This is a genomic window from Rhodanobacter geophilus, assembly GCF_040812275.1.
In the GTDB taxonomy this organism is placed as follows: Bacteria; Pseudomonadota; Gammaproteobacteria; order Xanthomonadales; family Rhodanobacteraceae; genus Rhodanobacter_A; species Rhodanobacter_A geophilus.
This window is the reverse complement of the sequence record NZ_JBFOHL010000008.1, coordinates 64,731-87,346: the sequence shown is the minus strand read 5'-3', so window position 1 is coordinate 87,346 and position 22,616 is coordinate 64,731. Positions and strand designations below refer to the sequence as shown.

General features: G+C 68.3%; 21 protein-coding genes. 18 read left to right on the top strand and 3 right to left on the bottom strand.

Annotated features, from left to right (window positions below):
• Positions 1 to 103 precede the first annotated feature (103 nt).
• The 6 genes from gmk to ABQJ56_RS10085 all read left to right on the top strand — a co-directional run bounded on the left by gmk (position 104) and on the right by ABQJ56_RS10085 (position 4,483).
• On the top strand, positions 104 to 763 hold the full coding sequence (gmk, locus tag ABQJ56_RS10110; RefSeq protein WP_367844994.1) for a guanylate kinase: 660 nt from the start codon (positions 104 to 106) through the stop codon (positions 761 to 763).
• 70 nt (positions 764 to 833) lie between these two features.
• A complete protein-coding gene (locus ABQJ56_RS10105) occupies positions 834 to 1,661 on the top strand; it encodes an ABC transporter ATP-binding protein (protein ID WP_367844895.1) in 828 nt (275 codons plus the stop codon).
• Positions 1,658 to 2,431 carry a lipid asymmetry maintenance ABC transporter permease subunit MlaE gene (gene mlaE, locus ABQJ56_RS10100; RefSeq protein WP_367844894.1) on the top strand — a complete coding sequence of 258 codons (774 nt, stop codon included), beginning with the start codon at positions 1,658 to 1,660 and terminating at the stop codon, positions 2,429 to 2,431. The genes ABQJ56_RS10105 and mlaE overlap by 4 nt, the downstream gene beginning before the upstream one ends.
• Before the next feature lie 180 nt (positions 2,432 to 2,611).
• Positions 2,612 to 3,481, top strand: coding sequence for an outer membrane lipid asymmetry maintenance protein MlaD (gene mlaD, locus ABQJ56_RS10095; protein WP_367844892.1), 870 nt, complete (start codon positions 2,612 to 2,614; stop codon positions 3,479 to 3,481).
• Positions 3,482 to 3,510: 29 nt separating this feature from the next.
• Positions 3,511 to 4,185 (top strand): MlaC/ttg2D family ABC transporter substrate-binding protein, encoded by a 675-nt coding sequence (locus tag ABQJ56_RS10090; RefSeq protein ID WP_367844891.1) that lies wholly within the window; start codon positions 3,511 to 3,513, stop codon positions 4,183 to 4,185.
• A complete protein-coding gene (locus tag ABQJ56_RS10085) occupies positions 4,175 to 4,483 on the top strand; it encodes an STAS domain-containing protein (protein WP_367844890.1) in 309 nt (102 codons plus the stop codon). Before ABQJ56_RS10090 ends, ABQJ56_RS10085 begins: the two co-directional genes overlap by 11 nt.
• A gap of 71 nt (positions 4,484 to 4,554) precedes the next feature.
• On the opposite strand, the gene ABQJ56_RS10080 is transcribed toward ABQJ56_RS10085, so the two are convergent.
• Complete coding sequence (locus tag ABQJ56_RS10080; RefSeq protein ID WP_367844889.1) at positions 4,555 to 5,400, bottom strand: MlaA family lipoprotein; 846 nt, start codon at positions 5,398 to 5,400, stop codon at positions 4,555 to 4,557.
• A gap of 206 nt (positions 5,401 to 5,606) precedes the next feature.
• Between ABQJ56_RS10080 and rpoZ the strand changes: the two genes are divergently transcribed.
• The 7 genes from rpoZ to ABQJ56_RS10045 all read left to right on the top strand — a co-directional run bounded on the left by rpoZ (position 5,607) and on the right by ABQJ56_RS10045 (position 13,660).
• The gene (gene rpoZ, locus ABQJ56_RS10075) at positions 5,607 to 5,897 is read left to right on the top strand and encodes a DNA-directed RNA polymerase subunit omega (protein WP_077484992.1); all 291 of its coding nucleotides are present in this window, start codon (positions 5,607 to 5,609) and stop codon (positions 5,895 to 5,897) included.
• A gap of 127 nt (positions 5,898 to 6,024) precedes the next feature.
• Positions 6,025 to 8,193, top strand: coding sequence for a RelA/SpoT family protein (locus tag ABQJ56_RS10070; RefSeq protein WP_367844888.1), 2,169 nt, complete (start codon positions 6,025 to 6,027; stop codon positions 8,191 to 8,193).
• Positions 8,194 to 8,271: 78 nt separating this feature from the next.
• A complete protein-coding gene (locus ABQJ56_RS10065; RefSeq protein ID WP_367844887.1) occupies positions 8,272 to 8,655 on the top strand; it encodes a RidA family protein in 384 nt (127 codons plus the stop codon).
• A gap of 16 nt (positions 8,656 to 8,671) precedes the next feature.
• Positions 8,672 to 10,771: an ATP-dependent DNA helicase RecG gene (recG, locus tag ABQJ56_RS10060; RefSeq protein ID WP_367844886.1), complete on the top strand. Its 2,100-nt coding sequence runs from the start codon at positions 8,672 to 8,674 to the stop codon at positions 10,769 to 10,771.
• Between the two features lie 96 nt (positions 10,772 to 10,867).
• Entirely contained in the window at positions 10,868 to 11,800 is a 933-nt protein-coding gene (locus ABQJ56_RS10055; protein WP_367844885.1) for a nucleoside hydrolase, read from the top strand.
• 74 nt (positions 11,801 to 11,874) lie between these two features.
• The gene (locus tag ABQJ56_RS10050; RefSeq protein WP_367844884.1) at positions 11,875 to 12,120 is read left to right on the top strand and encodes a type B 50S ribosomal protein L31; all 246 of its coding nucleotides are present in this window, start codon (positions 11,875 to 11,877) and stop codon (positions 12,118 to 12,120) included.
• Between the two features lie 244 nt (positions 12,121 to 12,364).
• Positions 12,365 to 13,660 (top strand): citrate synthase, encoded by a 1,296-nt coding sequence (locus tag ABQJ56_RS10045; RefSeq protein ID WP_367844883.1) that lies wholly within the window; start codon positions 12,365 to 12,367, stop codon positions 13,658 to 13,660.
• 85 nt (positions 13,661 to 13,745) lie between these two features.
• Here ABQJ56_RS10045 and ABQJ56_RS10040 read toward each other — a convergent pair whose 3' ends face one another.
• Both ABQJ56_RS10040 and ABQJ56_RS10035 read right to left on the bottom strand, forming a co-directional pair.
• Positions 13,746 to 14,420, bottom strand: coding sequence for a hypothetical protein (locus tag ABQJ56_RS10040; RefSeq protein WP_367844882.1), 675 nt, complete (start codon positions 14,418 to 14,420; stop codon positions 13,746 to 13,748).
• Positions 14,421 to 14,490: 70 nt separating this feature from the next.
• Complete coding sequence (locus ABQJ56_RS10035; protein WP_367844881.1) at positions 14,491 to 17,034, bottom strand: penicillin-binding protein 1A; 2,544 nt, start codon at positions 17,032 to 17,034, stop codon at positions 14,491 to 14,493.
• 306 nt (positions 17,035 to 17,340) lie between these two features.
• Between ABQJ56_RS10035 and ABQJ56_RS10030 the strand changes: the two genes are divergently transcribed.
• From ABQJ56_RS10030 to ABQJ56_RS10010, 5 genes are read left to right on the top strand one after another with little or no spacing between them, the layout of a single operon-like run.
• Positions 17,341 to 18,399 carry a pilus assembly protein PilM gene (locus tag ABQJ56_RS10030; protein ID WP_077485010.1) on the top strand — a complete coding sequence of 353 codons (1,059 nt, stop codon included), beginning with the start codon at positions 17,341 to 17,343 and terminating at the stop codon, positions 18,397 to 18,399.
• Complete coding sequence (locus ABQJ56_RS10025; RefSeq protein ID WP_367844880.1) at positions 18,399 to 19,121, top strand: PilN domain-containing protein; 723 nt, start codon at positions 18,399 to 18,401, stop codon at positions 19,119 to 19,121. Before ABQJ56_RS10030 ends, ABQJ56_RS10025 begins: the two co-directional genes overlap by 1 nt.
• Entirely contained in the window at positions 19,118 to 19,780 is a 663-nt protein-coding gene (locus ABQJ56_RS10020) for a type IV pilus inner membrane component PilO (RefSeq protein WP_367844879.1), read from the top strand. The genes ABQJ56_RS10025 and ABQJ56_RS10020 overlap by 4 nt, the downstream gene beginning before the upstream one ends.
• Positions 19,780 to 20,319, top strand: a complete 540-nt coding sequence (locus tag ABQJ56_RS10015; RefSeq protein ID WP_367844878.1) for a pilus assembly protein PilP — start codon at positions 19,780 to 19,782, stop codon at positions 20,317 to 20,319. The genes ABQJ56_RS10020 and ABQJ56_RS10015 overlap by 1 nt, the downstream gene beginning before the upstream one ends.
• A gap of 56 nt (positions 20,320 to 20,375) precedes the next feature.
• Positions 20,376 to 22,601: a type IV pilus secretin PilQ gene (locus ABQJ56_RS10010; protein WP_367844877.1), complete on the top strand. Its 2,226-nt coding sequence runs from the start codon at positions 20,376 to 20,378 to the stop codon at positions 22,599 to 22,601.
• The last annotated feature ends 15 nt before the right edge of the window (positions 22,602 to 22,616 follow it).

Below are 22,616 nucleotides of genomic sequence, written 5' to 3'. Positions count from 1 at the left end.
GGCTCCGGCTATACTGCCGCAGTTGTTTCCTTCCCTTCGTCGCTGATAACTAGTGAACTTCGGAGTCGAGTCCAAGGAAACGGTTGAGTAAGAACGCCGCGTGGTGACGCGGTACGCCGACTCCAGTGAGGTTCAAGTGCAGAACGCATCGGTCGTTAGCACCCTGTTCGTGGTGGCCGCGCCCTCGGGCGCGGGCAAGTCCACCCTGGTCAACGCGCTGCTGGAGCGCGAGCCGGCGATCTCGCTGTCGGTGTCGCACACCACGCGGCCGCCGCGGCCGGGCGAGCAGTACGGCCGGCACTACTACTTCGTGGAGCGTGCGGAGTTCGAGCGCGAGGTGGCCGAGGGCATCTTCCTCGAACACGCCGAAGTGCATGGCAACCTGTACGGCACCTCGCGCGACAAGGTGCAGGGCCTGCTGGCGCAGGGCCGCGACGTGCTGCTGGAGATCGACTGGCAGGGCGCCGCGCAGATACGAAAGAGCAAGCCCGACTGCGTCAGCGTATTCATCCTGCCGCCGTCGCGCATCGAGCTGGAGCGCCGCCTGCGCGGCCGCGGCTCGGATGCGCCGGAGGTGATCGAGCGCCGCCTGCGCAATTCGCGCGGCGAGATCGCCCATGCCCACGAGTTCGACTACATCATCGTCAACGACCGTTTCGAGGATGCGCTGGACGAACTGCAGGCCATCGTGCGTGCGGTGCGCCTGCGCAGTTCGCTGCAGTGCCGCCGGCACGAAGCCCTGATCGCCGAGCTGCTGGCCTGAACGCCGCGCCATTGCCCGGGATGCTCTCCGGCTTGGCGGTCCCCCGCCGCTCCGCTAACGTAGCCTGCTTATGAACGCCGCCGCCCCCTCCGACGACACGCTGATCCGCATCCGCGGCCTCACCACCGTGCTGAACGGCAAGAAGGTCTTCGACGCGCTGGACATGGACATAGCGCGCGGCAAGGTCACCGCGATCATGGGGCCCAGCGGCACCGGCAAGACCACCCTGCTCAAGCACATCACCGGGCAGATGCGCGGCGATGCGGGGCAGGTCATGGTGGACGGCAGGAACGTGCCGGAGCTGGGGCGCGAGGCGCTGTACGCGCTGCGCGAGAAGATCGGCTACCTGTTCCAGAACTCGGCCCTGCTCACCGATTTCGACGTGTTCGAGAACGTGGCGTTCCCGCTGCGCCAGCACACGAAACTGCCCGAAGTGCTGATCCGCAACCTGGTGCTGACCAAGCTGCAGGCGGTGGGGCTGCGCGGCGCGGCGCAGCTGATGCCCAGCGAGCTGTCCGGCGGCATGGCGCGGCGCGTGGCGCTGGCGCGCGCGATTGTGTTCGACCCGATGCTCATTCTTTACGACGAGCCCTTCGTGGGCCTGGACCCGATCGCGCTGAACCAGGTGCTGAAGCTGATCCGCACGCTCAACGAGACGCTGGGCATCACCAGCGTGCTGGTGGCGCACGAGCTGGAGGCGATCAAGCAGGTGGCCGACCACATCTACCTGATCGCCAACGGCAAGGTGGTGGCGCAGGGCGACCCGAAGACGATCGCCGACGACGGTTCGCCGTGGACGCGGCAGTTCTTCGGCGGCGAGGCGGACGGCCCGGTGCCGTTCCAGTACCCGGCCGGCGACTACGCCGAGGCGCTGGGTTTCCCGGGAGGCAAGCCATGAACGCGCGGGTCGGTGACGACAACATCGTGATGCGTTCGCTGTCGCAGATCGGCGACTGCGGACTGTTCCTGCTGCAGATCCTCGCGGCGGTTCCGCGCAGCCTGCGCCACGCGCGCGAGACGGTGCGCCAGCTGTGGTTCGTCGGCGCGATGAGCCTCACCATCATCATGGTCTGCGGCCTGTTCGTGGGCATGGTGCTGGCGCTGCAGCTGTACCACGTGCTGTCGATCTTCGGCGGCACGGCGGCCACCGGCACGGTGGTGGCGATCGCGATCTACCGCGAACTGGGCCCGGTGGTCACCGCGCTGCTGTTCGCCGGCCGCGCCGGCACCGCGATCACCGCCGAGATCGGCCTGATGCGCGCCACCGACCAGATCGCCGCGATGGAGCTGATGGCGGTGGACCCGCTGGCCTACGTGGCGGCGCCGCGCTTCCTCGCCGGGCTGGTGGCGATGCCGCTGCTGTGCTGCGTGTTCTGCTCGCTGGGCATCTTCGGCGGCCATCTCGTCGGCGTGTCCTGGCTGGGCATCGACAACGGCACGTTCTGGTCGAACATGACCGCCACCGTGGACGTGTGGCAGGACATCATCAACGGCGTGGTCTGGAAGAGCCTGGCGTTCGGCGCGGTGGTCTCGCTGATCGCGGTGTTCCAGGGCTATACCGCGCCGCCCACCAGCGAAGGCGTGGCCTACGCCACCACCCGCACCGTGGTTGCCTCGTCGATCGCCATCCTGGCGCTGGACTTCGTGCTGACCGCCTTCCTGATGTGACGCCATGACGACGCGTGGAAGCATCGTGGTGCCCCCGGCGCATGGATGTGCCGCCTGCGGTCAAGCACGCGAGTGCTTGGCCGGCGGAGCCGAGCCCGGACATGCGCCGGGCCTGACGACTCGACAAGCCGCCAGGAAGGCGGGTTTTCGAGATCCCTACAAATTTTCGAGGATGTTGCCGTGAGCCAGAGAAAATCCTATGCCGTCGGCACCGGCCTGTTCATCGTGCTCGGCTTCGCCGCGCTGGCCTATCTCGCCACCCAGACCAGCTCGGTGGCGAACCGGCACCAGGGTGCCAGCTACACGGTGGATGCGCAGTTCGAGAACATCGGCCAGCTGAAGGAGCGCGCCCCGGTGAAGATCGCCGGCGTGCGCGTGGGCCAGGTGCAATCGATCACGCTGGAACCGGGCAAGTCCGTGGCCGACGTGAAGCTGGCCATCGACAAGCGCTACGCCACGATTCCCGCCGATTCGGTGGCGACCGTGTTCACCAGCGGCCTGCTCGGCGACCAGTACGTGGGCATCGAGTACGGCCACGCCAAGAACTACGTCGCCGACGGCGGCAAGCTGGCGCTCACCCGTTCCAGCGAGCCGCTGGAGGAGATGCTGGGCAAGTTCTTCGGCGCCGGCGGCGCGGCCGACAACATCGGCGGCAGCTACCGGGTGACCGCGCGCTTCACCAATGTCGGCACGCTGTCGGCGGGCGCGCCGGTGAAGATGGCGGGCGTGGCGATCGGCCAGGTGGCCTCGGTGCAGGCCGATCCCACCAAGCTGGATGCGCTGGTGACGCTGGCGATCGACAACAGGTACAACCAGATTCCCGACGATTCCGCCGCCGCGGTGTTCACCAGCGGTTTGATCGGCAGCCAGTACGTTGCGATCCAGCCCGGCGGCTCGCCGGACATGCTGAAGAACGGCGACGAGATGATCCTGACCCAGTCGGCGATGCAGCTGGAAGACCTGATCGGCAAGTTCCTGGTCAACGGTTCCGGCAGCGGCGACAACAAGCCGGGAACCAACCCGTCCACCACCCCCGCCGGCAAGCACTGAGCCGGTTCCCCGCACACAGGAGTTTCCGCATGATGCGTCATCTGGCTTTCGCCATCGCCGTGGCCTTTGGCAGCGGGTTCGCCGCGCCGGCTTTCGCCCAGCAGGCAGCCCAGCAGCCTGCCGCCCAGCAGACCCCGGAGCAGGTGGTACAGGAGATCGCCCACCAGCTCGACACCGATGTGGCCGGGCACAAGGCCGAGCTGCAGCGCAACCGGGAAAAGGTGATCAGCGTCGTCAACCAGGTGTTCCTGCCGCACTTCGACGTGGATTACGCCGCGATCCTGGTGCTCGGCCAGCACGCGCGCGAGGCTTCGCCCGAGCAGCGCGCGCAGTTCGCCAAGGCGTTCTACAACTCGATCACCCACCGCTATGCCGAAGGTCTGCTCAACTACACCACGGGTGCGGTGAAGGTGTTGCCGTTTGCCGGTGACCTCAACGACAAGCGCAGCGTGGTGCGTACCCAGGTGGCCACCGGCGACGGCAAGACGGTGTCGGTGGACTTCGTGTTCCGCAAGACCGCCGGTGGCGAGTGGAAGGCCTACGACGTGGTCATCGAGGGCATTTCCTACATCACCAACTACCGCAATCAGGTCGACGCGGAGATCCGCAAGGTCGGCCTCGACCAGCTGATCAAGAACCTGCAGACCCAGGGCGACCAGGCGCTGAAGGCGATGGAACAAAGCGGCAAGGCCCATGGCGGCTGAAGCTGCCTTCCGGCTGGATCGCAGCGAACCGGGCACGCTGGCCGTGTCCGGCATGCTGGGCTTCGCCACCGCGGCCGCGGCCCTGCAGGCCTTGAATGAGGGGTTGCGGGCGGGCGATCGTCCGCGGCTCGACCTGGCCGGCGTGCGCGCCTGCGACAGCGCCGGGCTGGCCTGCGTGCTGGCCGCGCTGGCCGCGGCGCGCGTACGCGGCCACGCCGTGGCGCTGCAGCACGTGCCGGACGGGCTGCGCACGCTGGCCCGGGTCAGCGGCGTGGAGGCCTTGCTGACGCCGGCGTAAGGCAGCGGGTTCGATTGCACACATGGAAACGGGGCCAGCGGCCCCGTTTCCATGTGTGCCGTGCGGGTGCCTCAGCTCTTGGTGGGCGCCGGCTTCGACGTGGCGTGCTGCTGCTCCCATTGCTTCTGCTGCTCCAGCAGCTCGTCGGGATCGAAACCCGGCTGGTCGACGCCCTGGATCTTCTCGATCACGTCGGCCGGCGGGTTGCCGTCGTACAGCATGTACAGCCGGCGCTGGCGGTAGGCATCGCGCAGGAAGGCGTAGGGGTCGTAGGCCGTCTGCAGGAAGCCTTCCGCGTCGATCAGCTGCGAGCGCATCGACACCACGTACAGCACCTGCGGCAGGTAGTACTGGCCGTAGTTGAAGCCGTGGTTTTTCGCGATCAGGCTCAGCGGATCGAAGAAATAGCCGTCCACCGGGTAGTGCCACACGTCGCGCATCGTGGATGGGCCGAGCAGGGGCAGCATCAGGAAGTCGCCCTCGGGCAGGCCCCAGCGCGCCAGGGTGATGCCGAAGTCGGTGGTCTGCAGCGGCAGGCCCATCTTGGTGGCCGGATCGAAGATGCCGCCCACGCCGATGGTGAGGTTGATCAGGAAGCGCCCGGTGCTGCCCAGCGCCTGCGAAGGCCGGGCCTGCAGCAGGTCGTTCGCCACCGTGACCGGCATCTCGATGTTGGTGAAGAAGTTGTTGACCGAGCGTCGCACCGGCGGATTGGTGATCTTGCGGTAGCCCACGGCGGCCGGGCGCAGCACCGCCTTGTCCAGCCGATCGTTGAAGGCGTAGACCTTGCGGTTGACCTTCTGCAGGGGGTCGTCGGTGCGCGGCGGCGCGATCGCGCAGCCGGCCAGCATCAACACGGCAAGCAGGGCCAAGCCGCGGCGCGGCAGGAAGGGGCGAGGCAGTGAAAGCGTCGGCATGGGGTCGCGGCCAGGGTGGGGGCGTGGCTTGAAGCGCAGCAAGCTTAATAGTGTACTGTCTGGTTTTATATCTTGCACGCGTTTCGCTCCGCTTTCGCGCGCCGTTGGCGAAACCATCCATGGTACGCGCCGCTCGCATTGCCAGGCCAGCGCCGGCTGCTCTACACTGGCGACCTGTATAAGTCTCTATTTTCTGAGGATTTGGCATGGCACGCATTACCGTGGAGGACTGCCTCGAGGTGGTCGACAACCGATTCGAGCTGGTGTTGATGGCGACCAAGCGCGCCCGTCAGCTCGCCAAGGGTGCCGAGCCGGCGGTCAACCCGGACAATGACAAGCCTTCCGTGCTGGCGCTGCGCGAGATCGCCGGCCGCCGCATCGACCAGGCCACCATCGACGAGATCGACAAGGCCGAGCGCGAGCGCGCCGAGCGCGAGGCGCTGGAGTGGGCCGCGGCCGAGGTGGACGACGATCTGTCCAAGGTCGGCGACGATTGATGGAGGGCGGCTGTAGACCGCGCATGCATCGCATCGGGGCGGCCGATGCACCTGCACGCACGGCCGGCCGCAATCCACCGGACCACATGACCGCGCCGTCGGCGCAGTATCGGCGGCAGGTCCAGTCATGACCGCCGCCAGCACGCCAGTTGCCATCGATCCCGCCGTGTTGCCGCCCTACGTGCTGGCACTGAAGGATCAGCTCGGCTATCTGCCGGCGCCGCAACTCGAGCGCGTGCTGCGCGCATTCCAGGTCGGCGCGCAGGCCCACGAAGGCCAGACCCGCAAGAGCGGCGAACCCTACATCACCCATCCGGTCGCCGTGGCCGGCATCCTCGCCGAGCTGGGCATGGACGCCGAGACCATCATCGCGGCGATCCTGCACGACACCCTGGAAGACACCGCGCTGAGCCGCAGCGCGCTGGCCGGCGAGTTCGGCGAGACCGTGGCCGAGCTGGTCGACGGCGTCACCAAGCTCGACAAGATGCGCTTCGGCAGCCGCCAGGAGGCCGATGCGGAAAGCTTCCGCAAGATGCTGCTGGCGATGGCGCGCGACCTGCGCGTGATCCTGATCAAGCTCGCCGATCGCCTGCACAACATGCGCACGCTGGGCGCGAAGGACGCGCCCTCGCGCCGCCGCATCGCGCGCGAGACGTTGGAGATCTACGCGCCGATCGCCCAGCGCCTGGGCATGAACAAGATCAAGGCCGAACTGCAGGACCTCGGCTTCCGCGCGCTGCATCCGGACCGCTACCGGGTGATCAGCGAGCGCATCCGCGCCGCACTGGGCAACCGTCGCGAGGCGATGGGCCGGATCGAGACCGCGCTGTCGCAGCGGCTGGCCGGCGAGCACCTGCCGGCGCGCGTGCTGGGGCGCATCAAGTCGCCGTGGAGCATCTATTCGAAGATGCACGGCGAGCACAAGAGCTTCGCCCAGCTGATGGACGTGTACGGTTTCCGCGTGGTGGTCGAGAACGCGATGAACTGCTACATGGCGCTGGGCGTGGTGCACGGGCTGTACAAGCCGGTGGACCGGCGCTTCAAGGACTTCATCGCGATCCCCAAGGCGAACGGCTACCAGTCGCTGCACACCGTGCTGCTGGGCCCGTTCGGCGCGCCGATCGAGGTGCAGATCCGCACCGCCGAGATGGACGCGGTGGCCGAGCGCGGCGTGGCCGCGCACTGGGCCTACAAGACCGATTCCGGCCCGGCGAACAGCGCGCAGGCGCGCGCCCGCGAATGGCTGTCGACCCTGGCCGACAACCAGATCAACACCGCGTCGTCCGCCGAGTTCATCGAGAACGTCAAGATCGACCTGTTCCCCGACGAGGTCTATCTGTTCACGCCGCGCGGCGACATCCTGTCGCTGCCGCGCAACGCCACCGCGCTGGACTTCGCCTACGCCGTGCACACCGACGTGGGCGACCACGCGGTGGCCGCGCGCGTGGACAAGAAGCTGCTGCCGCTGCGCACGCGGCTGGAATCCGGCCAGCTGGTGGAGATCATCACCGCGCCGTCGGCGGTGCCGAACCCGGCCTGGCTGGAGTCGGTGGTCACCGGCAAGGCGCGCACCGCAATCCGCCAGTACCTGAAGCACCTGCAGCACGAGGATGCGGTGGATTTCGGCCATCGCATGCTCGACCGCGCGCTGGATGCCCGCGGCAGCAGCCTCGACGCGATCCCGACCGAGGTGCTGGACCGCTTCCTGCACGAGGCCCGGTTGAAGCGGCTGGAAGAGCTGCTGGCCGAGATCGCGCTGGGCAACCGCATGCCCGACGTGGTGGCGCGCCACCTGTTGGCGTTGCGCGACGGCCAGTCCGACGACACCGCGCCAGGCGCCAGGGCGGTGCACGAGAAGATCCGCATCACCGGCGCCGAGCGCGGCGTGCTCAGCTTCGCCAATTGCTGCCACCCGCTGCCGGGCGACGCGATTATCGGCTACCTCTCGCCGGGCAAGGGCATCGTGGTGCACCGCGAGGAATGCCCGAACGTGGCCGAGCTGCGCAAGTCGCCCGAGCGCTGCGTGGCGATCGAGTGGGACCACGACGTGCAGGGCGACTACCGCGCCGAGCTGCGCATCGAGGTGATCAACCGCCCTGGTGTGCTCGCCACCATCGCCGCGGCGATCGCCGCGGCCGATTCCAACATCGAGAACGTGGAATACGCCGAACGCGACCTCGCCGCCGCCACCCTGCTGTTCGCGATCGAGGTGAAGAACCGCAAGCACCTCGCCGACGTGATCCGCCGCGTGCGCCGCACCGGCGTGGTGAGCGGGGTCTACCGCTATCCGTTGTGATCCGGGGTTCGGGTGGGCAGCGGCGGCAGGGCGCTGTACGCTTTTGCCCCTCCGCATCCCGAATCCCGAGGCCGTCCCATGTCCCGCAGCATCGTTTCCACCACGCAGGCGCCTGCCGCGATCGGTCCGTATTCGCAGGCCGTGCGCGCCGGCGACACCGTGTATTTCTCCGGGCAGATCCCGCTCGATCCGGCCAGCGGCAACCTGGTCGAAGGCGACATCGCGGCACAGACGCGGCGCGTGTTCGACAACCTCGTCGCGGTGGCGCAGGCAGCCGGTGGTTCGCTGGCGCAGGTGGTGCGCGTGGGCATCTACGTCACCGACCTGGCGAACTTCGCCGCGGTGAACGCGGTGATGGCCGAGTACTTCCAGGCGCCGTACCCCGCGCGTTCCACCATCGAAGTCTCGGCGCTGCCCAAGGGTGCGCAGGTGGAGGTCGACGCGGTCATGGTGCTGGGCTGATCCGTCCCGCGTGGCGATGAACGTCGCCGCCGCCGTCGACGCGGGTGCGCAGCCCGTGGCCACGCTGCCGGGCGTGGGCCCGGCGCTCGCCGCCCTGCTGCACAGGCTGGGGCTGGAGCGCGTGCAGGACCTGTGGTTCCACCTGCCGCTGCGCTACGAGGACCGTACCCGCATCACCGCGATCGCCGACCTGCGCCCGGGCCAGAGCGCGCAGGTGGTGGGCACGGTGGAGGCGGTGGAGCGCGGCTTCCGCTATCGCCCGCAGCTCAAGGTGGCGATCGCCGACGATTCGCGGCAGACCCTGCAATTGCGCTTCTTCCACTTCAACCGCGCGCAGGCCGAACAGCTTGCGCCGGGCGCGCGCCTGCTGTGCTTCGGCGAAGTGCGCCATGCGTCGCAGGGCCTGGAGATGGTGCATCCGCAGTACCGCCGGCTCGGTGCCGGCGAGGCCGTGGCGGTGGAGGACAGTCTGGCTCCGGTCTATCCGGCCACCGAAGGGCTGGGGCCGAAGCGGCTGGCCAGCGTGATCGCCAAGGCGCTGGCGCTGCTGCCGCCCGAGTCGGCGCTGGAGTTGATTCCGCGCGAGCTGTGCGCGGCACATGGCCTTGCCTCGCTGCGCGAGGCTTTGCTCACCGTGCACCGGCCGCCGCCCGACGTGCGGCTGGACCTGCTGCTGCACGGCCGGCACCCCGCGCAGCAGCGCCTCGCCTTCGAGGAGCTGCTGACCCAGCACCTGAGCCTCAAGCGCATGCGCGCCGCGGTGCAGCGGCGCCGGGCGCCGAGGCTCGCGGTCGACGGTGCGCTGCGGCGGCAACTGATCGCATCGCTGCCGTTCGCCCTCACTGCCGCGCAGCGGCGGGTGGATGCGGAGGTACGGCGCGACCTCGCGCAGGCGAGCCCGATGCTGCGGCTGGTGCAGGGCGACGTGGGTTCGGGCAAGACCGTGGTCGCCGCGCTGGCCGCGCTGGCCGCGGTGGAATCGGGTTGCCAGGTGGCGCTGATGGCGCCCACCGAGCTGCTCGCCGAGCAGCACCTGCGCAACTTCCGCCACTGGCTGACGCCGCTGGGCGTGGAGGTGGAGTGGCTGGCCGGCAAGCAGCAGGGCAAGGCGCGGCAGGCGGCGTTGCGCCGCGTGGCCGAGGGGGCGGCGGTGACGGTGGGCACGCACGCGCTGATGCAGGAAGGCGTGGAGTTCGCGCGGCTGGGCCTGGTGATCGTCGACGAGCAGCACCGCTTCGGCGTGCAGCAGCGCCTTGCCTTGCACGACAAGGGCGCCGACCGCGCGCGCGGCGAGGTGCCGCACCAGCTCGTGCTCACCGCCACGCCGATCCCGCGCACGCTGGCGATGAGCGCCTATGCCGACCTCGACGTTTCCGCCATCGACGAGCTGCCGCCCGGACGCACGCCGGTGCAGACCGTGGCGGTGTCCAGCGCGCGCCGCGGCGAGGTGATCGAGCGCATCCGCGTGGCCTGCGCCGAGGGGCGGCAGGTCTACTGGGTGTGCACCCTGATCGAGGAATCCGAGCAGTTGCGTGCGCAGGCCGCCGAAGTGGCGCACGCCGAGCTTTCCGCTGCGCTTGCGGACTGCAAGGTGGGCCTGATCCACGGCCGCCTGAAGCCGAAGGACAAGCAGGCGGTGATGGACGCGTTCAAGGCCGGCGAGCTGGCCGTGCTGGTCGCCACCACGGTGATCGAGGTGGGCGTGGACGTGCCCAACGCCAGCCTGATGGTGATCGAGAACTCCGAGCGCCTGGGCCTGGCCCAGTTGCACCAGCTGCGCGGGCGCGTGGGGCGCGGCGCGGTGGCCTCGAACTGCGTGCTGCTGTACCAGCCGCCGCTGGGCCAGCTGGCGCGCGAGCGGCTCGCGGTGATGCGCGAGACCAGCGACGGCTTCCGCATCGCCGAGAAAGACCTGGAACTGCGCGGCCCGGGCGAGGTGCTGGGCACGCGGCAGACCGGCCAGCTCAGCTTCCGCATCGCCGACCTTGCCCGCGACGCGCACCTCCTGCCCGCCGTGCAGCAGGTCGGCGAACGCCTGCTGGTCGCGCACCCGCACGAGGCGGATCGGCTGATCGCGCGCTGGATCGGCGGCGCGGCGCGCTATGCGCGGGCGTAGCCTTGGTATCGTGTGAGCGTGGAGGCAGGGGTAGCGACAGAATTGCCCAGAGCGCGCTGAGTTAGACTTGCCGACTTTTCCGAGGAAAAGCCGGGCATGAGCAAGCCGCAACTGCTGATCGATACCGATCCCGGCGTGGACGACGCGCTGGCCGTCATGATGGCGCACGCGCACGCCGACATCGCGGCCCTGAGCGTGGCTGCCGGCAACGTGGGCCTGGGCCATACCGTGCGCAACGCGCGCATCCTGCGCGACCTGCTGGGCGCCTCGTTCCCCGTGTTCGCCGGCTGCGCCACGCCGCTGGTGCGCGCGCCGGACGAGGACGCCGCCTTCGTGCACGGCGTGGATGGCCTGGGTGACGTCGGCTTTCCCGAGCCGCCTGCCGCGGCCGAAGCCGAAGCCGCCGCGCTGGCCCTGCTGCGGCTCACCCGCGAGCGCCCGGGCGAACTGACCCTGGTGGCGCTGGCGCCGCTGACCAACCTGGCGCTGGCATTGCGGCTCGACCCCGCGCTGCCGCAGCGGGTGAAGCGGCTGGTGGTGATGGGCGGCGCGGTGACCGGTCGCGGCAACACCGGCAAGATTCCGGCCGAATTCAACGTCGGCTTCGATCCCGAGGCCGCGCACGTGGTGTTCGAGGCGTTTCCCGCCTTTGACCTGGTCGACTGGGAGGCCACCCTGCGCCACGGCTTCGACGACGCCGAATTCGATGCCTGGCTGGCGGCCGGCGACCGCCGGGCGGAATTCTTCGGCCAGGTGTTCCGCACCGCGCGCGACTACAACGCGAAACACGACCGCCACGGCGTGGTCGCGGCCGACGCGCTGGCGATGGCGGTGGCGATCGACCCCGCCATCGTGACCCGCAGCGAGACCCGCGCCGTGGCGGTGGAGCTGGACGGCCGGCTCACCCGCGGCGCCACCGTGGTGGACTGGGCGAACCGGCTGGCTCGTCCCGCGCAGGCACGCATCGTGCTGGGGGTGGACCAGGCGCGGTTCGCGGCGATGGTGCGCACGGCGCTGGGGGCGGCGTGACGCATCGATTCGGTTGACGCGCCGTCCCGCAGCCCGCTAAACTTGCCCTCTTTTCACGTTGCATTGAGCCCGTCATGAAGCCCGATATCCATCCGAATTACCGCCCGGTGGTGTTCCAGGATCTGTCGTCCGACTTCGCGTTCCTGACGCGTTCGACGATCGTCGCCAAGGACACCGTCAAGTGGGAGGACGGCAACGAGTACCCGCTGATCAAGGTGGATATCTCCAGCCATTCGCACCCGTTCTACACCGGCAAGCAGAAGACGCTGGACGTCGGCGGCCGCGTCGACAAGTTCCGCAAGCGCTACGCGCAGAAGTAAGCGCGTTCCACTGCCATCGCGTCGCGATGGCGGGATGAAGCATCCGCGCACGGGGCAGGCCTAGCCTGCCCCGTGCGTTTTTGCGTTTGCCATACGACCATCCGCGAACGCATGTGTGAACGGTCGATGTGCGATAATGCCCGGATCGCATCGCAGCTTTCCCCGGCACGATGCCCGTTTCCCCTCGCCGGCCGACGCCGCTCCGCGGCCACGGTCGGCGACGACCCACGCTAAGGAGGTTCCCGTGTCCGATCCCAAGACTGTCCAGCTGGTGGATGAGTCGACCCAGCGCAGCAGCACGATGCCGCTGGTCGCCGGCACTCTCGGTCCGGCCTGCATCGACATCAGCACGCTGTACAAGGACACCGGTCACTTCACCTACGATGTCGGCTACGGCTCCACCGCCAGCACCAAGAGCGCGATCACCTACATCGACGGCGACAAGGGCGTGCTGCTGTACCGCGGCTACCCGATCGAGCAGCTGGCCGAGAAGTCCAGCTTCCTCGAAGTCGCCTACCTGCTGCTCAACGGCGAGCTGCCGAAGCCGGCCGAGTTCGCCAGCTTCGAGCACGACGTCTCGCATCACACGATGATGCATGAGTCGCTGAAGAACTTCTTCCAGGGCTTCCACCACGACGCGCATCCGATGGCGATGCTGGCCGCCGCGGTGGCCTCGCTGTCGGCGTTCTACCACGACGATCTCGACGTCGAGAACCCGGCCGACCGCAAGCTCGCCGCGATCCGCCTGATCGCGAAGATGCCGACGATCGCCGCGGCCTGCTACCGCTACTCGATCGGCTGGCCGTTCCGCTATCCGCGCAACAACCTCGAGTATGTCGACCGCTTCCTGCACATGATGTTCGAGGTGCCGAGCGAGCCGCTGCAGATGAGCCCGGTGGCGGCGAAGGCGCTGGACCTGCTGTTCATCCTGCACGCCGACCACGAGCAGAACGCCTCCACCTCGACCGTGCGCCTGGTCGGCTCCACCGGCGCCAACCCGTACGCTTCGGTGGCCGCGGGCATCACCGCGCTGTGGGGCCCCGCGCACGGCGGCGCCAACGAGGCGGTGCTCAAGCAGTTGCGGGAGATCGGCACGCCGGACAACGTCGAGTCGGCGGTGAAGCGCGCCAAGGACAAGAACGACAGCTTCCGCCTGATGGGCTTCGGCCACCGCGTGTACAAGAACTTCGACCCGCGCGCGAAGATCATCCGCGAGATGTGCCACAAGGTGCTGGCCGAGCTGGGCGTCAGCGATCCGCTGCTGGACGTGGCGATGAAGCTGGAGGAGGCGGCGCTGAAGGACGAGTACTTCGTCGAGCGCAAGCTGTACCCGAACGTGGATTTCTACTCCGGCATCATCTACAAGGCGCTGGGCATCCCCACCGAGATGTTCACCGTGATGTTCGCGATCGCCCGCACCGCCGGCTGGATCTCGCACTGGATCGAGCAGCACGAGACCCCCGGCGCGCGCATCGGTCGCCCGCGCCAGATCTACACCGGCCACGACGTGCGCGACTACACGGCTTCAGGCAAGCGCTGAGCACGGCGGTTTCGCCGATGCACGACGCCCCGGCCATGGCCGGGGCGTCGTCGTTTCGGGGCGTGCATCGCTGCCGCGTCACGCTTCAGCGCAGCACGCCGGACAGCATGCGTTCCAGTTCGTCCGCGTCGTCGCTCCCGGCCAGCAGGGCCTCCACGGCGCCCAGCGATGCCCGGCGCATCGGCTTCTCGTCGATGCGGTCCAGCGGCGCCTGGCGCAACGCGTCGCGCGGCAGCACGGTGAGGTCGAACGGCAGCGCATCGGCGGCGAACAGCAGCACCGGGAACTCGGCCTGTTCGTCGCGGCTGGTGCGCAGGCGGCGCGTCTGCGTCTCGAACGGCACGCGGTGCTCGTGCAGGTGGCGATGCACGGCGTCGGGGTCGTCGCTGAACACGTGCAGGCAGATCGCCGAATGCGCATCGGCGGTGCCGTCCAGCACCGCGCCGACCAGGCGCGGCTCGAAGCGGGCAAGGAAACACATCGCCTCCAGCGCCGCCTCGCGCCGTGCGCGCAGCAGTTGCGGCTGGCTGTCGGCGAGGAACAGGCGCTGGTGTTCGCGCAGCGCCTGCTCGATCTCCTGGTTGCGCGGCAGCGCCTGGGTGTCGAGGATGCCCAGCCGTTCGGCGGCCTTGAGCTTGGCGCGGTGGAAGTCGCGGATGCCGTGCTCGCTCATCAGGCGGGCCGCTTCCTGGGCCACGCGCCGCCGGTTGCGCTGCTGGCGGTCGCTTGCATGGATGCGGTGATGTTCGCCTCGGGCCATGTCGGTTCCTCCGCCGCTTGCACGTCCAGCCTAGCGCAAGCGGCGGAGTCCCGGAAACCCCATCGGGTGATCAGAAGATGTTGTAGGGATTCTGCTGTTCCTGCTGCTGGGTGGCTTGCGCGCGCAGGCGGTCCACGTCCTCGACCTTGAAGAACTCGTTCATGCGGTTCGGGTCGTCATCCGTGGTGGGCAGGCCGCTGGAACGGTCGATCGGCACGGAGGCGATGCCCGGCGGCATCGGCAGCGAATTCAGCGGCATGTCCTTGAGCACCGGGCCCATGTAGGCCATCCAGATCGGCAACGCCGCCTGTGCACCGAACTCTCCCACGCCGTTGGCCTTGCCCAGTGAGCTGAAATCATCGAAGCCCACCCACACGGCGGTGGATATGTCGCCGTTGAAGCCCACGAACCAGGCGTCACGGTGGTCGTTGGTGGATCCGGTCTTTCCGGCGAGATCCGCGCGGTTGAGCGCCTGGGCCGCATGGCCGGTGCCCTTGGGGCTGGCGATCACGTCCTTCATCAGCGAGGTGACCAGGAAGTCGTTGCGCGGATCGAGCACGCGCGGCGCGAGCACCGGCAGGTGCGCGCCGGTGCCGTGGGCGTCGGCTGGCAGGGTCTGCACGCCGGAATCGTCGACGCTTGCGGCGCTGGCCGTCGCCGTGGCGCTGCCGCTTTCGGCGAGGCGGTTGGCCGTCCGCTGGCTCATGTTCGCGGGCGGCGGCCCGGGGGGGGTGCTGTCGAGCAGGCGCTCCTGGCATTCGCGGCAGGCACGTGCAGGGTTGGCGAGGTAGACCGGCTTGCCGCTGCGGTCGTCGATCTCGCTGATGAAGTACGGCGTGACCAGGTAGCCGCCGTTGGCGAACACCGCATAGCCGCGCGCCATGTTCATCGGCGACACCGAGGCGGTGCCCAGCGCCATCGACAGGTTCGCCGGCAGCGCGTCGAGCGGGAAGCCGAAGCGGGTGATGAACTCGCGGGCGTAGCGCACGCCGATCGCGTCGAGCAGGCGCACCGAGACCAGGTTCTTCGACTCGATCAGCGCCTCGCGCAGGCGCATCGGGCCGGCGAACTTGTCGTCGTCGTTGCTCGGCGTCCACAGGCCGCCGGGGCGCGAGGGATCGGGCAGCGCCAGTGGCGCGTCGTTGATGATCGACGCCGGCGTGAAGCCGTGGTCGAACGCCGCCGAATAGAGGTAGGGCTTGAAGCTGGAGCCCGGCTGGCGCGCGGCCATCACGGCGCGGTTGAACTTGCTGCGGGTGAAGCTGAAGCCGCCCACCAGCGCCTCGACGGCGCCGTCCTCCGGCCGGATCGAGGCCAGGGCGGCCTGTGCGGTGGGAATCTGCGCCAGTTGCCAGGTGCCCTTGGCATCTTGCGAGACGCGGATGATGTCGCCGCGCTTGAGCACCGCGTCCACCTGCCTTGGCGCGGGACCGGTACGGCTGTCGTTGATGTACGGCCGCGCCCATGCCACCGCGGCGAGGTCGAGCTGGATGCTCTTGCCGCCGGCGAGGAAGACGGTGGCGTCGGTGGCGGAACTGGCCGTGACCAGGCCCGGATCGAGGCCGGAAATGTCGCCGTAGCCGGCCAGTGCGCGCTCGTAATCCTGCGCGCCGGCATCGGCGGCGAGGTCCTGGTGCGCTTCCGGGCCACGCCAGCCGTGGCGGTGGTCATAGGCGATCAGGCCCTGGTGCACCGCTGCCACCGCGGCCTGCTGGCGCGCGCTCTGCACCGTGGTCTTCACCACGTAGCCCTCGGTGAGCGCGTCGTTGCCGAGGCGGTCCAGCACCTGCCGGCGCACCATTTCGGCGAGGTAGGGCGCGTCCACCTCGATCGGCGCCTCGTGCGGCGCGGGGTCATTCGGTTCGGCGACCGCCGCCTTGTACTGCGCGTCGTTGATGTAGCGATGCCTGAGCATCTCGCCCAGCACCCAGTTGCGCCGCGCCAGCAGGCGCGCGGGGCTGTTGAGCGGGTTCACCACCGAGGGCAGCTGGAAGGTGGAGGCGATCGCCGCGCACTGCGCGATGCTGAGCTGGTCCAGCGTCTTGCCGTAGTAGTACGAGGCCGCCGCGGCCACGCCGTAGGAACGGTGGCCGAGGAACATCTTGTTGAGGTAGAGCTCCAGGATCTGGTCCTTGCTCAGCTCGTGCTCGATGCGCAGCGCGGTGAATACCTCGATCAGCTTGCGCGAATAGAGCTTCTCCGGGCTCAGGAAGAAGTTGCGCGCCACCTGCTGCGTGATGGTCGAGCCGCCCTGCACCTTGTCGCCGCCGGCCAGGATCACGTGCCAGCCGGCGCGCGCGATGCCGCGCAGGTCGATGCCGGGGTGGTGGTAGAAGTCGGCGTCCTCGGCCGACAGCACCGCGTGCTTGAGGTTGTCCGGCACGTTGGCGATCACCACCGGGATGCGCCGCGTCTCGCCGAAGCTGGCGATCAGCTTGCCGTCGGCGCTCTCCACGCGCAGCGGCACCTGCATGTGGTAATCCTTCAGCACCGCCACCGACGGCAGCCTTGGCGCCACCAGCCAGTACGCCACCCCGACCGCGAGCACCGCCAGCAGGAAACCCGAGAACGCCAGGATCAGTGCCCAGCGCAGCAGACGCTTGAGAATACGCATGTGTGGCGGATGGCCCGTATCGAAACCCGGAAGAGTATAGAGGGTGCGCCATCGGCACCCCGGCGAAGGACGAAGGGGTATATCTCCGGGTGGACGGGCAGGGCGACCGCAAGAACCTGTGTCCATGCCGAAACGAGGCCCCGATCACGCTGCACGAAGGCGTTGATCCAAATGTGGGCGCCATCACGGGAAATACTTGAGAAAACTCCGGCAGGCCATTGCGGGGGCATTAAATTTTCGATCTAATGCCAGCGCACATCCGTCGGAAATCCGGCGGTTGGTGCCCAGGGGCAAAGGGGGAACACCGTGGGGCTCTTCACACCCAAGAAGCCGGCACTGATCGGCGTCGACATCAGTTCGACCGCCGTCAAGCTGCTGCAGCTCAGCCAGGCGGGCGGGCGTTACCGCGTCGAGCACTATGCGGTCGAGCCGCTGCCGCCCAATGCCGTGGTCGAGAAGAACATCGTCGAGGTCGAGGCGGTGGGCGAGGCGATCCGTCGCGCGCTGGCGCGCTCCGGTTCCAAGCTCAAGCATGCGTCGGCCGCGGTGGCGGGCTCGGCGGTGATCACCCGCATCATCCCGATGCCGAGCGAATTGAGCGAGGAGGATCTGGAAGGCCAGATCCAGGTCGAGGCGAACCAGTACATCCCCTACCCGATCGATGAAGTGAGCCTCGACTTCGAGGTGCTGGGCCCGGTGCGCGACAACCCCGAGATGAACAGCATCCTGCTTGCCGCCTCGCGCACCGAGAACGTGGACATGCGCGTGGCCGCGCTGGAACTGGGCGGCCTCACCGCCAAGGTGGTCGATGTGGAGGCGTTCGCGATGGAGAACGCGTTCGCCCTGCTCACCGACCAGCTCAACGTGGGACGCGATGCGCTGGTGGCGGTGGTGGACGTGGGCGCGACGATGACCACGCTCTCGGTGCTGCGCAACCAGCGCACGATCTACTCGCGCGAGCAGGTATTCGGCGGCAAGCAGCTCACCGACGAGATCATGCGCCGCTACGGGCTCTCCTACGAGGAGGCCGGCCGCGCCAAGCGCAAGGGCGGCCTGCCGGAGTCCTACCACAGCGAGGCGCTGGAGCCGTTCAAGGAATCGCTGGTGCAGCAGGTCAGCCGCCTGCTGCAGTTCTTCTTCGCCGGCAGCGAATACAGCAAGGTCGACCAGGTGGTGCTGGCCGGCGGCTGCGCCACCATCGACGGCATCGCCGCGATGCTCGAGGAGCACGTTGGCGTGCCCTGCGTGGTGGCCAATCCGCTGGCGCGCATGTCGATGTCGCCCAAGGTGCAGGGACAGTCGCTGTCCCAGGATGCGCCGGCGCTGATGATCGCGGTCGGCCTGGCCCTGAGGAGCTTCGACTGATGGCCCACGTCAACCTCCTTCCCTGGCGTGCGGAGCGGCGCAAGCTGCGCGAACGCGAGTTCTACGGCCAGCTCGGCGCCGCCTTCGTCGCCGGGCTGGGATTCGTGCTGCTGTGGGCGATCTGGATGGGCGCGCGCGTCGACAACCAGAACGACCGCAATGCCATCCTGCAGGGCGAGATCAAGCAGCTCGACGTGAAGATCGACAAGATCAAGGAGCTGGACAAGGTGCGCGAGCATCTGCTGGCACGCAAGCAGATCATCGAGCAGTTGCAGTCCGACCGTTCGAAGATGGTGCACCTGTTCGACGAACTGGTGAAGACGATTCCGTCCAGTGCCCGCCTGAGCGCGCTGAAGCAGGCGGGCGACACCATGTCGCTGGACGGCGTGGCGCAATCCAACGCCAGCGTGGCCGAATACATGCGCAACATCGAGGCCTCGCCGTGGATGGGCCATGTGGACCTGCGCAAGACCGAGAACCGCCACGATGCCTCGCGCATGCCCTACGGCTTCGGCCTCAGCGTGAAACTGGGCAAGCCGAAGGCGGACGAGGCCGGTGCCACGCCGGCAGGCGCGGCGTCGGTCGCGGCGCCGGCGCATGCCGGCAGCGCGGCGGCCGCGCCCCCACCGGATTCGGCGACGCTGAAACCGGCAGTGGTGCATGCCGCCGGCCATGAGCCTGCCAAGACGAATGCCGCGGTCAAGGGGGGAGCCAAGTCATGAAACTCCTCGACGATCTGCGCGGCCTGGACCGCAACAACATTGGCGGCTGGCCGCAGTCGGTCAAGATCTTCTTCACCGCACTGCTGTTCCTGGTCGTGGTGTTGCTGGGCTGGTACTTCTACGTCAGCAGCCAGCAGGACGAGCTGGCCTCGCTGGCAAACAAGGAGATCCAGCTGCAGCAGGAATTCACCACCAAGCAGGCCAAGGCGGTGAACCTCGACGCGCTGCAGCAGCAGCTGGACGAGATGAAGGACATGCTGCGCCAGCTGCTGCGCCAGCTGCCCAGCAGGACCGAGATGCCCGAGCTGCTGATCGACATCTCGCAGACCGCCTTGTCGGCCGGCCTGCAGGTCGACTCCTTCGTGCCGCAGCCCGAAGTGCCGAAGGACTTCTATGCCGAGAAGCCGATCCAGCTGAAGATGGTGGGCACCTACCACCAGTTCGGCACCTTCATCAGCGGCGTTGCCTCGCTGCCGCGCGTGGTGATCCTGACCATGCACGACGTGGCGCTCACGCCCCAGCATGCGGGCAAGGACGGTACCTCCACCGACGGCCAGCTGGTGTTGCAGGGCACGGTGAAGACCTATCGCTACCTGGATGAGGACGAGGCCGCGGCGGCCGCGAAGGGTTCGGCCAAGAAGGCAGGGGGGCGCAAGTGATGAAGCTGTCCACTGCCATGAAGCCGTCCACGCTGTCGCGCCTCGCCTTGTTGCTGGTCGCCGCGCTGGTGCTGGGCGGCTGCACCCGCGGCACCTCGGACCTGCGCGAATGGATCGCCCAGCAGAAGGCGAAGAAGGGCGCGCCGATCCCGCCACTGCCGGTGATCAAGACCTTCGAGACCTTCACCTACGCCGACCAGGATCTGCGCGATCCGTTCGGCCCCAGCGCCGCGGAACAGGAGTCGGCTGTCACCAGCGGGCCGCGACCGGACCAGAACCGGCCCAAGCAGCCGCTGGAGATGTTCGCGCTGGACAGCCTGAAGATGGTCGGCACGATCGGCGCCGGGCCGGGTACCGAGGCACTCATCAAGGACCCGCAGGGCGTGATCCATCCGGTGCACCGCAACGAATACATGGGCCAGAACTACGGCCGCATCACCGCCATCAGCGATGACCACATCGACCTGATCGAGCTGGTATCCAACGGTAATGGTGGCTGGATGGAACGTCCGGCCAGCATCGCGCTCGGCGAGAAATAGGGGACACAGGGGCTGATGCAATGAGCAACCACATTCAATCCGTCCGGGGCCGGGTCATGCGCCACGCCATTCGCTGTCTCCTGTCGTTGCTGCTGCTCGCCGGTGCGGGCTTCAGCCAGGCCGTGCTGGCTGCCGGCGGCAGCACGCTGAAAGACATCAACTACACCACACTGCCCGGTGGCAGCGTGCAGTTGCACCTGAACTTCACCGGTGCCGTGCCGCAGCCGCGCATCTTCACCACCGACAATCCTGCGCGCATCGCGATCGACTTCGCCAACACCGATACCACCGCCCAGCGGCACACGGACATCGGCCAGGGCGCCACTTCCGGCGTCTCGGCGGTCGCCGCCGGCGGCCGCACCCGGGTGATCGTGGAGCTGATGCGTCCGGCGTCGTACCAGTCGGCAGTCGAGGGCGACAGCCTGGTGCTCACCGTGGCCAACGACAGCGCACCGCAGGCGGCAGCCGCCCCGGCGCCGGCGCAGCGCAGCGTCACCACCGCGGCGATCATCGATCCGTCCAAGCGCGTGCCGGCATCCGCCACCGGCGGCATCAGCGTCACCAGTATCGACTTCCGCCGCGGCGCGAACGGCCAGGGCCGCGTGCTGGTCAACTTCAGCGGTCCGGGCGCCGATGCGCAGATGCGCACGATCGGCGACAAGGTCGAGGTCAGCATCCCCAATGCCAGCGTGCCGTCGGAACTGGCGCAGCGGCTGGACACGCTGGACTTCGCCACCCCGGTGCAATCCATCACTACCCGTACCAGCGCCACCGGCGGCGTGCAGATGACGATCGCCACCAAGGGCGTGGTCGACACCTCGGCCTGGCAGGAGGGCAACCAGTACGTGGTCGAGGTGGCGGCGAAGAAGGGCGAGAACGCCGTTGCCGGCGGCAAGCTGGCGCTGGACCAGCATGCGGCTTACACCGGCACGCGCGCCACCTTCAATTTCCAGGACATCCCGGTGCGCTCGGTGCTGCAGCTGATCGCGGACACCTCCAAGCTCAACATCGTGGCCTCCGACAGCGTCACCGGCAGCATCACCCTGCGCCTGGTGAACGTGCCATGGGACCAGGCGCTGGACGTGATCCTGCGTGCCAAGGGCCTGGACAAGCGCCGCGACGGCAACGTGATCTGGGTGGCTCCGCAGCAGGAGCTGGCCAAGTACGAGGATGACCTCGCCACGGCGCGCATGAAGGCGGAAGACAACGCGCCGCTGATCACCACCTACATCCCGATCAGCTACGGCAAGGCGACCGACATCGCCAAGCTGCTCACCACCGGCAGCATGCAGGGCGGCGGCGGCACATCGAGCGCCGGCGGCGCCGGCGTGTCGCGCGGTTTCCTGTCGCCGCGCGGCAGCGTCTCCTACGACGAGCGCACCAACACCCTGCTGCTCAACGACACGGCCGAGAAGACCGAGCAGATCCGCAAGCTGGTGGCGGTGCTGGACAAGCCGGTGCAGCAGGTGCTGATCGAGTCGCGTGTCGTGATCGCCACCGACGACTTCACCCGCGAGCTGGGCGTGAAGTGGGGCGCGAACGGCCAGCGCACCAACCCCAGCGGCCAGGTGCTGCAGATCGGCGGCGCCAACGGCAGCACGCTGGGCAACAACGGCACCACCACCACGGGCACCAGCACCACGACCGGTGCCACCCTGGGCGGCGGCACCGGCCTCAATGTGAACCTGCCGGTGTCGAACTCGCCTGCCTCCGGCGTGCTGGGTCTGGCCATCCTCGGCAAGAACTACGCACTGGATCTGGAACTGTCGGCGGCGCAGACCGAGGGTCGTGGCGAGGTGATCTCCAGTCCGCGCGTGATCACCGCGAACCAGCAGGAAGCGGTGATCCGCCAGGGCCAGGAGATCGGCTACGTGACCTACCAGGGCGGCATCGGCGGCACCGCCGCGCCCACCGCCTCGGTGCAGTTCAAGGACGCTGTGCTGGAGCTCAAGGTCACGCCCACGATCACCGCGGACAACCGCGTCTATCTCGCGATCAGCGTAAAGAAGGATTCGCTGGCGAAGTTCCTCACCACGCCAAACGGCCAGGTGCCGCAGATCAACACCCAGTCAGTGAATACCTCGGTGCTGGTGGACAACGGCCAGACCGTGGTGCTGGGCGGCATCTACGAGATCAACAAGAACAACACGATCACCAAGGTGCCGGGCCTCGGCGACATTCCCGGCATCGGCTTCCTGTTCCGCAACACCTACCGCAACAACACCAAGGCGGAACTGCTGATCTTCGTGACGCCGCGCATCCTCAACGATTCGCTGCAGTAAGGCGTCGCGTCTGCA

Bases quoted from the DNA above. Each gene is read 5' to 3' on its own strand.
- ABQJ56_RS10105 (WP_367844895.1), top strand. From the start codon at position 834: ATGAACGCCGCCGCCCCCTCCGACGACACGCTGATCCGCATCCGCGGC.
- mlaE (WP_367844894.1), top strand. From the start codon at position 1,658: ATGAACGCGCGGGTCGGTGACGACAACATCGTGATGCGTTCGCTGTCG.
- ABQJ56_RS10090 (WP_367844891.1), top strand. From the start codon at position 3,511: ATGATGCGTCATCTGGCTTTCGCCATCGCCGTGGCCTTTGGCAGCGGG.
- ABQJ56_RS10085 (WP_367844890.1), top strand. From the start codon at position 4,175: ATGGCGGCTGAAGCTGCCTTCCGGCTGGATCGCAGCGAACCGGGCACG.
- ABQJ56_RS10080 (WP_367844889.1), bottom strand. From the start codon at position 5,400: ATGCCGACGCTTTCACTGCCTCGCCCCTTCCTGCCGCGCCGCGGCTTG.
- rpoZ (WP_077484992.1), top strand. From the start codon at position 5,607: ATGGCACGCATTACCGTGGAGGACTGCCTCGAGGTGGTCGACAACCGA.
- ABQJ56_RS10070 (WP_367844888.1), top strand. From the start codon at position 6,025: ATGACCGCCGCCAGCACGCCAGTTGCCATCGATCCCGCCGTGTTGCCG.
- ABQJ56_RS10065 (WP_367844887.1), top strand. From the start codon at position 8,272: ATGTCCCGCAGCATCGTTTCCACCACGCAGGCGCCTGCCGCGATCGGT.
- recG (WP_367844886.1), top strand. From the start codon at position 8,672: ATGAACGTCGCCGCCGCCGTCGACGCGGGTGCGCAGCCCGTGGCCACG.
- ABQJ56_RS10055 (WP_367844885.1), top strand. From the start codon at position 10,868: ATGAGCAAGCCGCAACTGCTGATCGATACCGATCCCGGCGTGGACGAC.
- ABQJ56_RS10050 (WP_367844884.1), top strand. From the start codon at position 11,875: ATGAAGCCCGATATCCATCCGAATTACCGCCCGGTGGTGTTCCAGGAT.
- ABQJ56_RS10040 (WP_367844882.1), bottom strand. From the start codon at position 14,420: ATGGCCCGAGGCGAACATCACCGCATCCATGCAAGCGACCGCCAGCAG.
- ABQJ56_RS10035 (WP_367844881.1), bottom strand. From the start codon at position 17,034: ATGCGTATTCTCAAGCGTCTGCTGCGCTGGGCACTGATCCTGGCGTTC.
- ABQJ56_RS10025 (WP_367844880.1), top strand. From the start codon at position 18,399: ATGGCCCACGTCAACCTCCTTCCCTGGCGTGCGGAGCGGCGCAAGCTG.
- ABQJ56_RS10020 (WP_367844879.1), top strand. From the start codon at position 19,118: ATGAAACTCCTCGACGATCTGCGCGGCCTGGACCGCAACAACATTGGC.
- ABQJ56_RS10015 (WP_367844878.1), top strand. From the start codon at position 19,780: ATGAAGCTGTCCACTGCCATGAAGCCGTCCACGCTGTCGCGCCTCGCC.
- ABQJ56_RS10010 (WP_367844877.1), top strand. From the start codon at position 20,376: ATGCGCCACGCCATTCGCTGTCTCCTGTCGTTGCTGCTGCTCGCCGGT.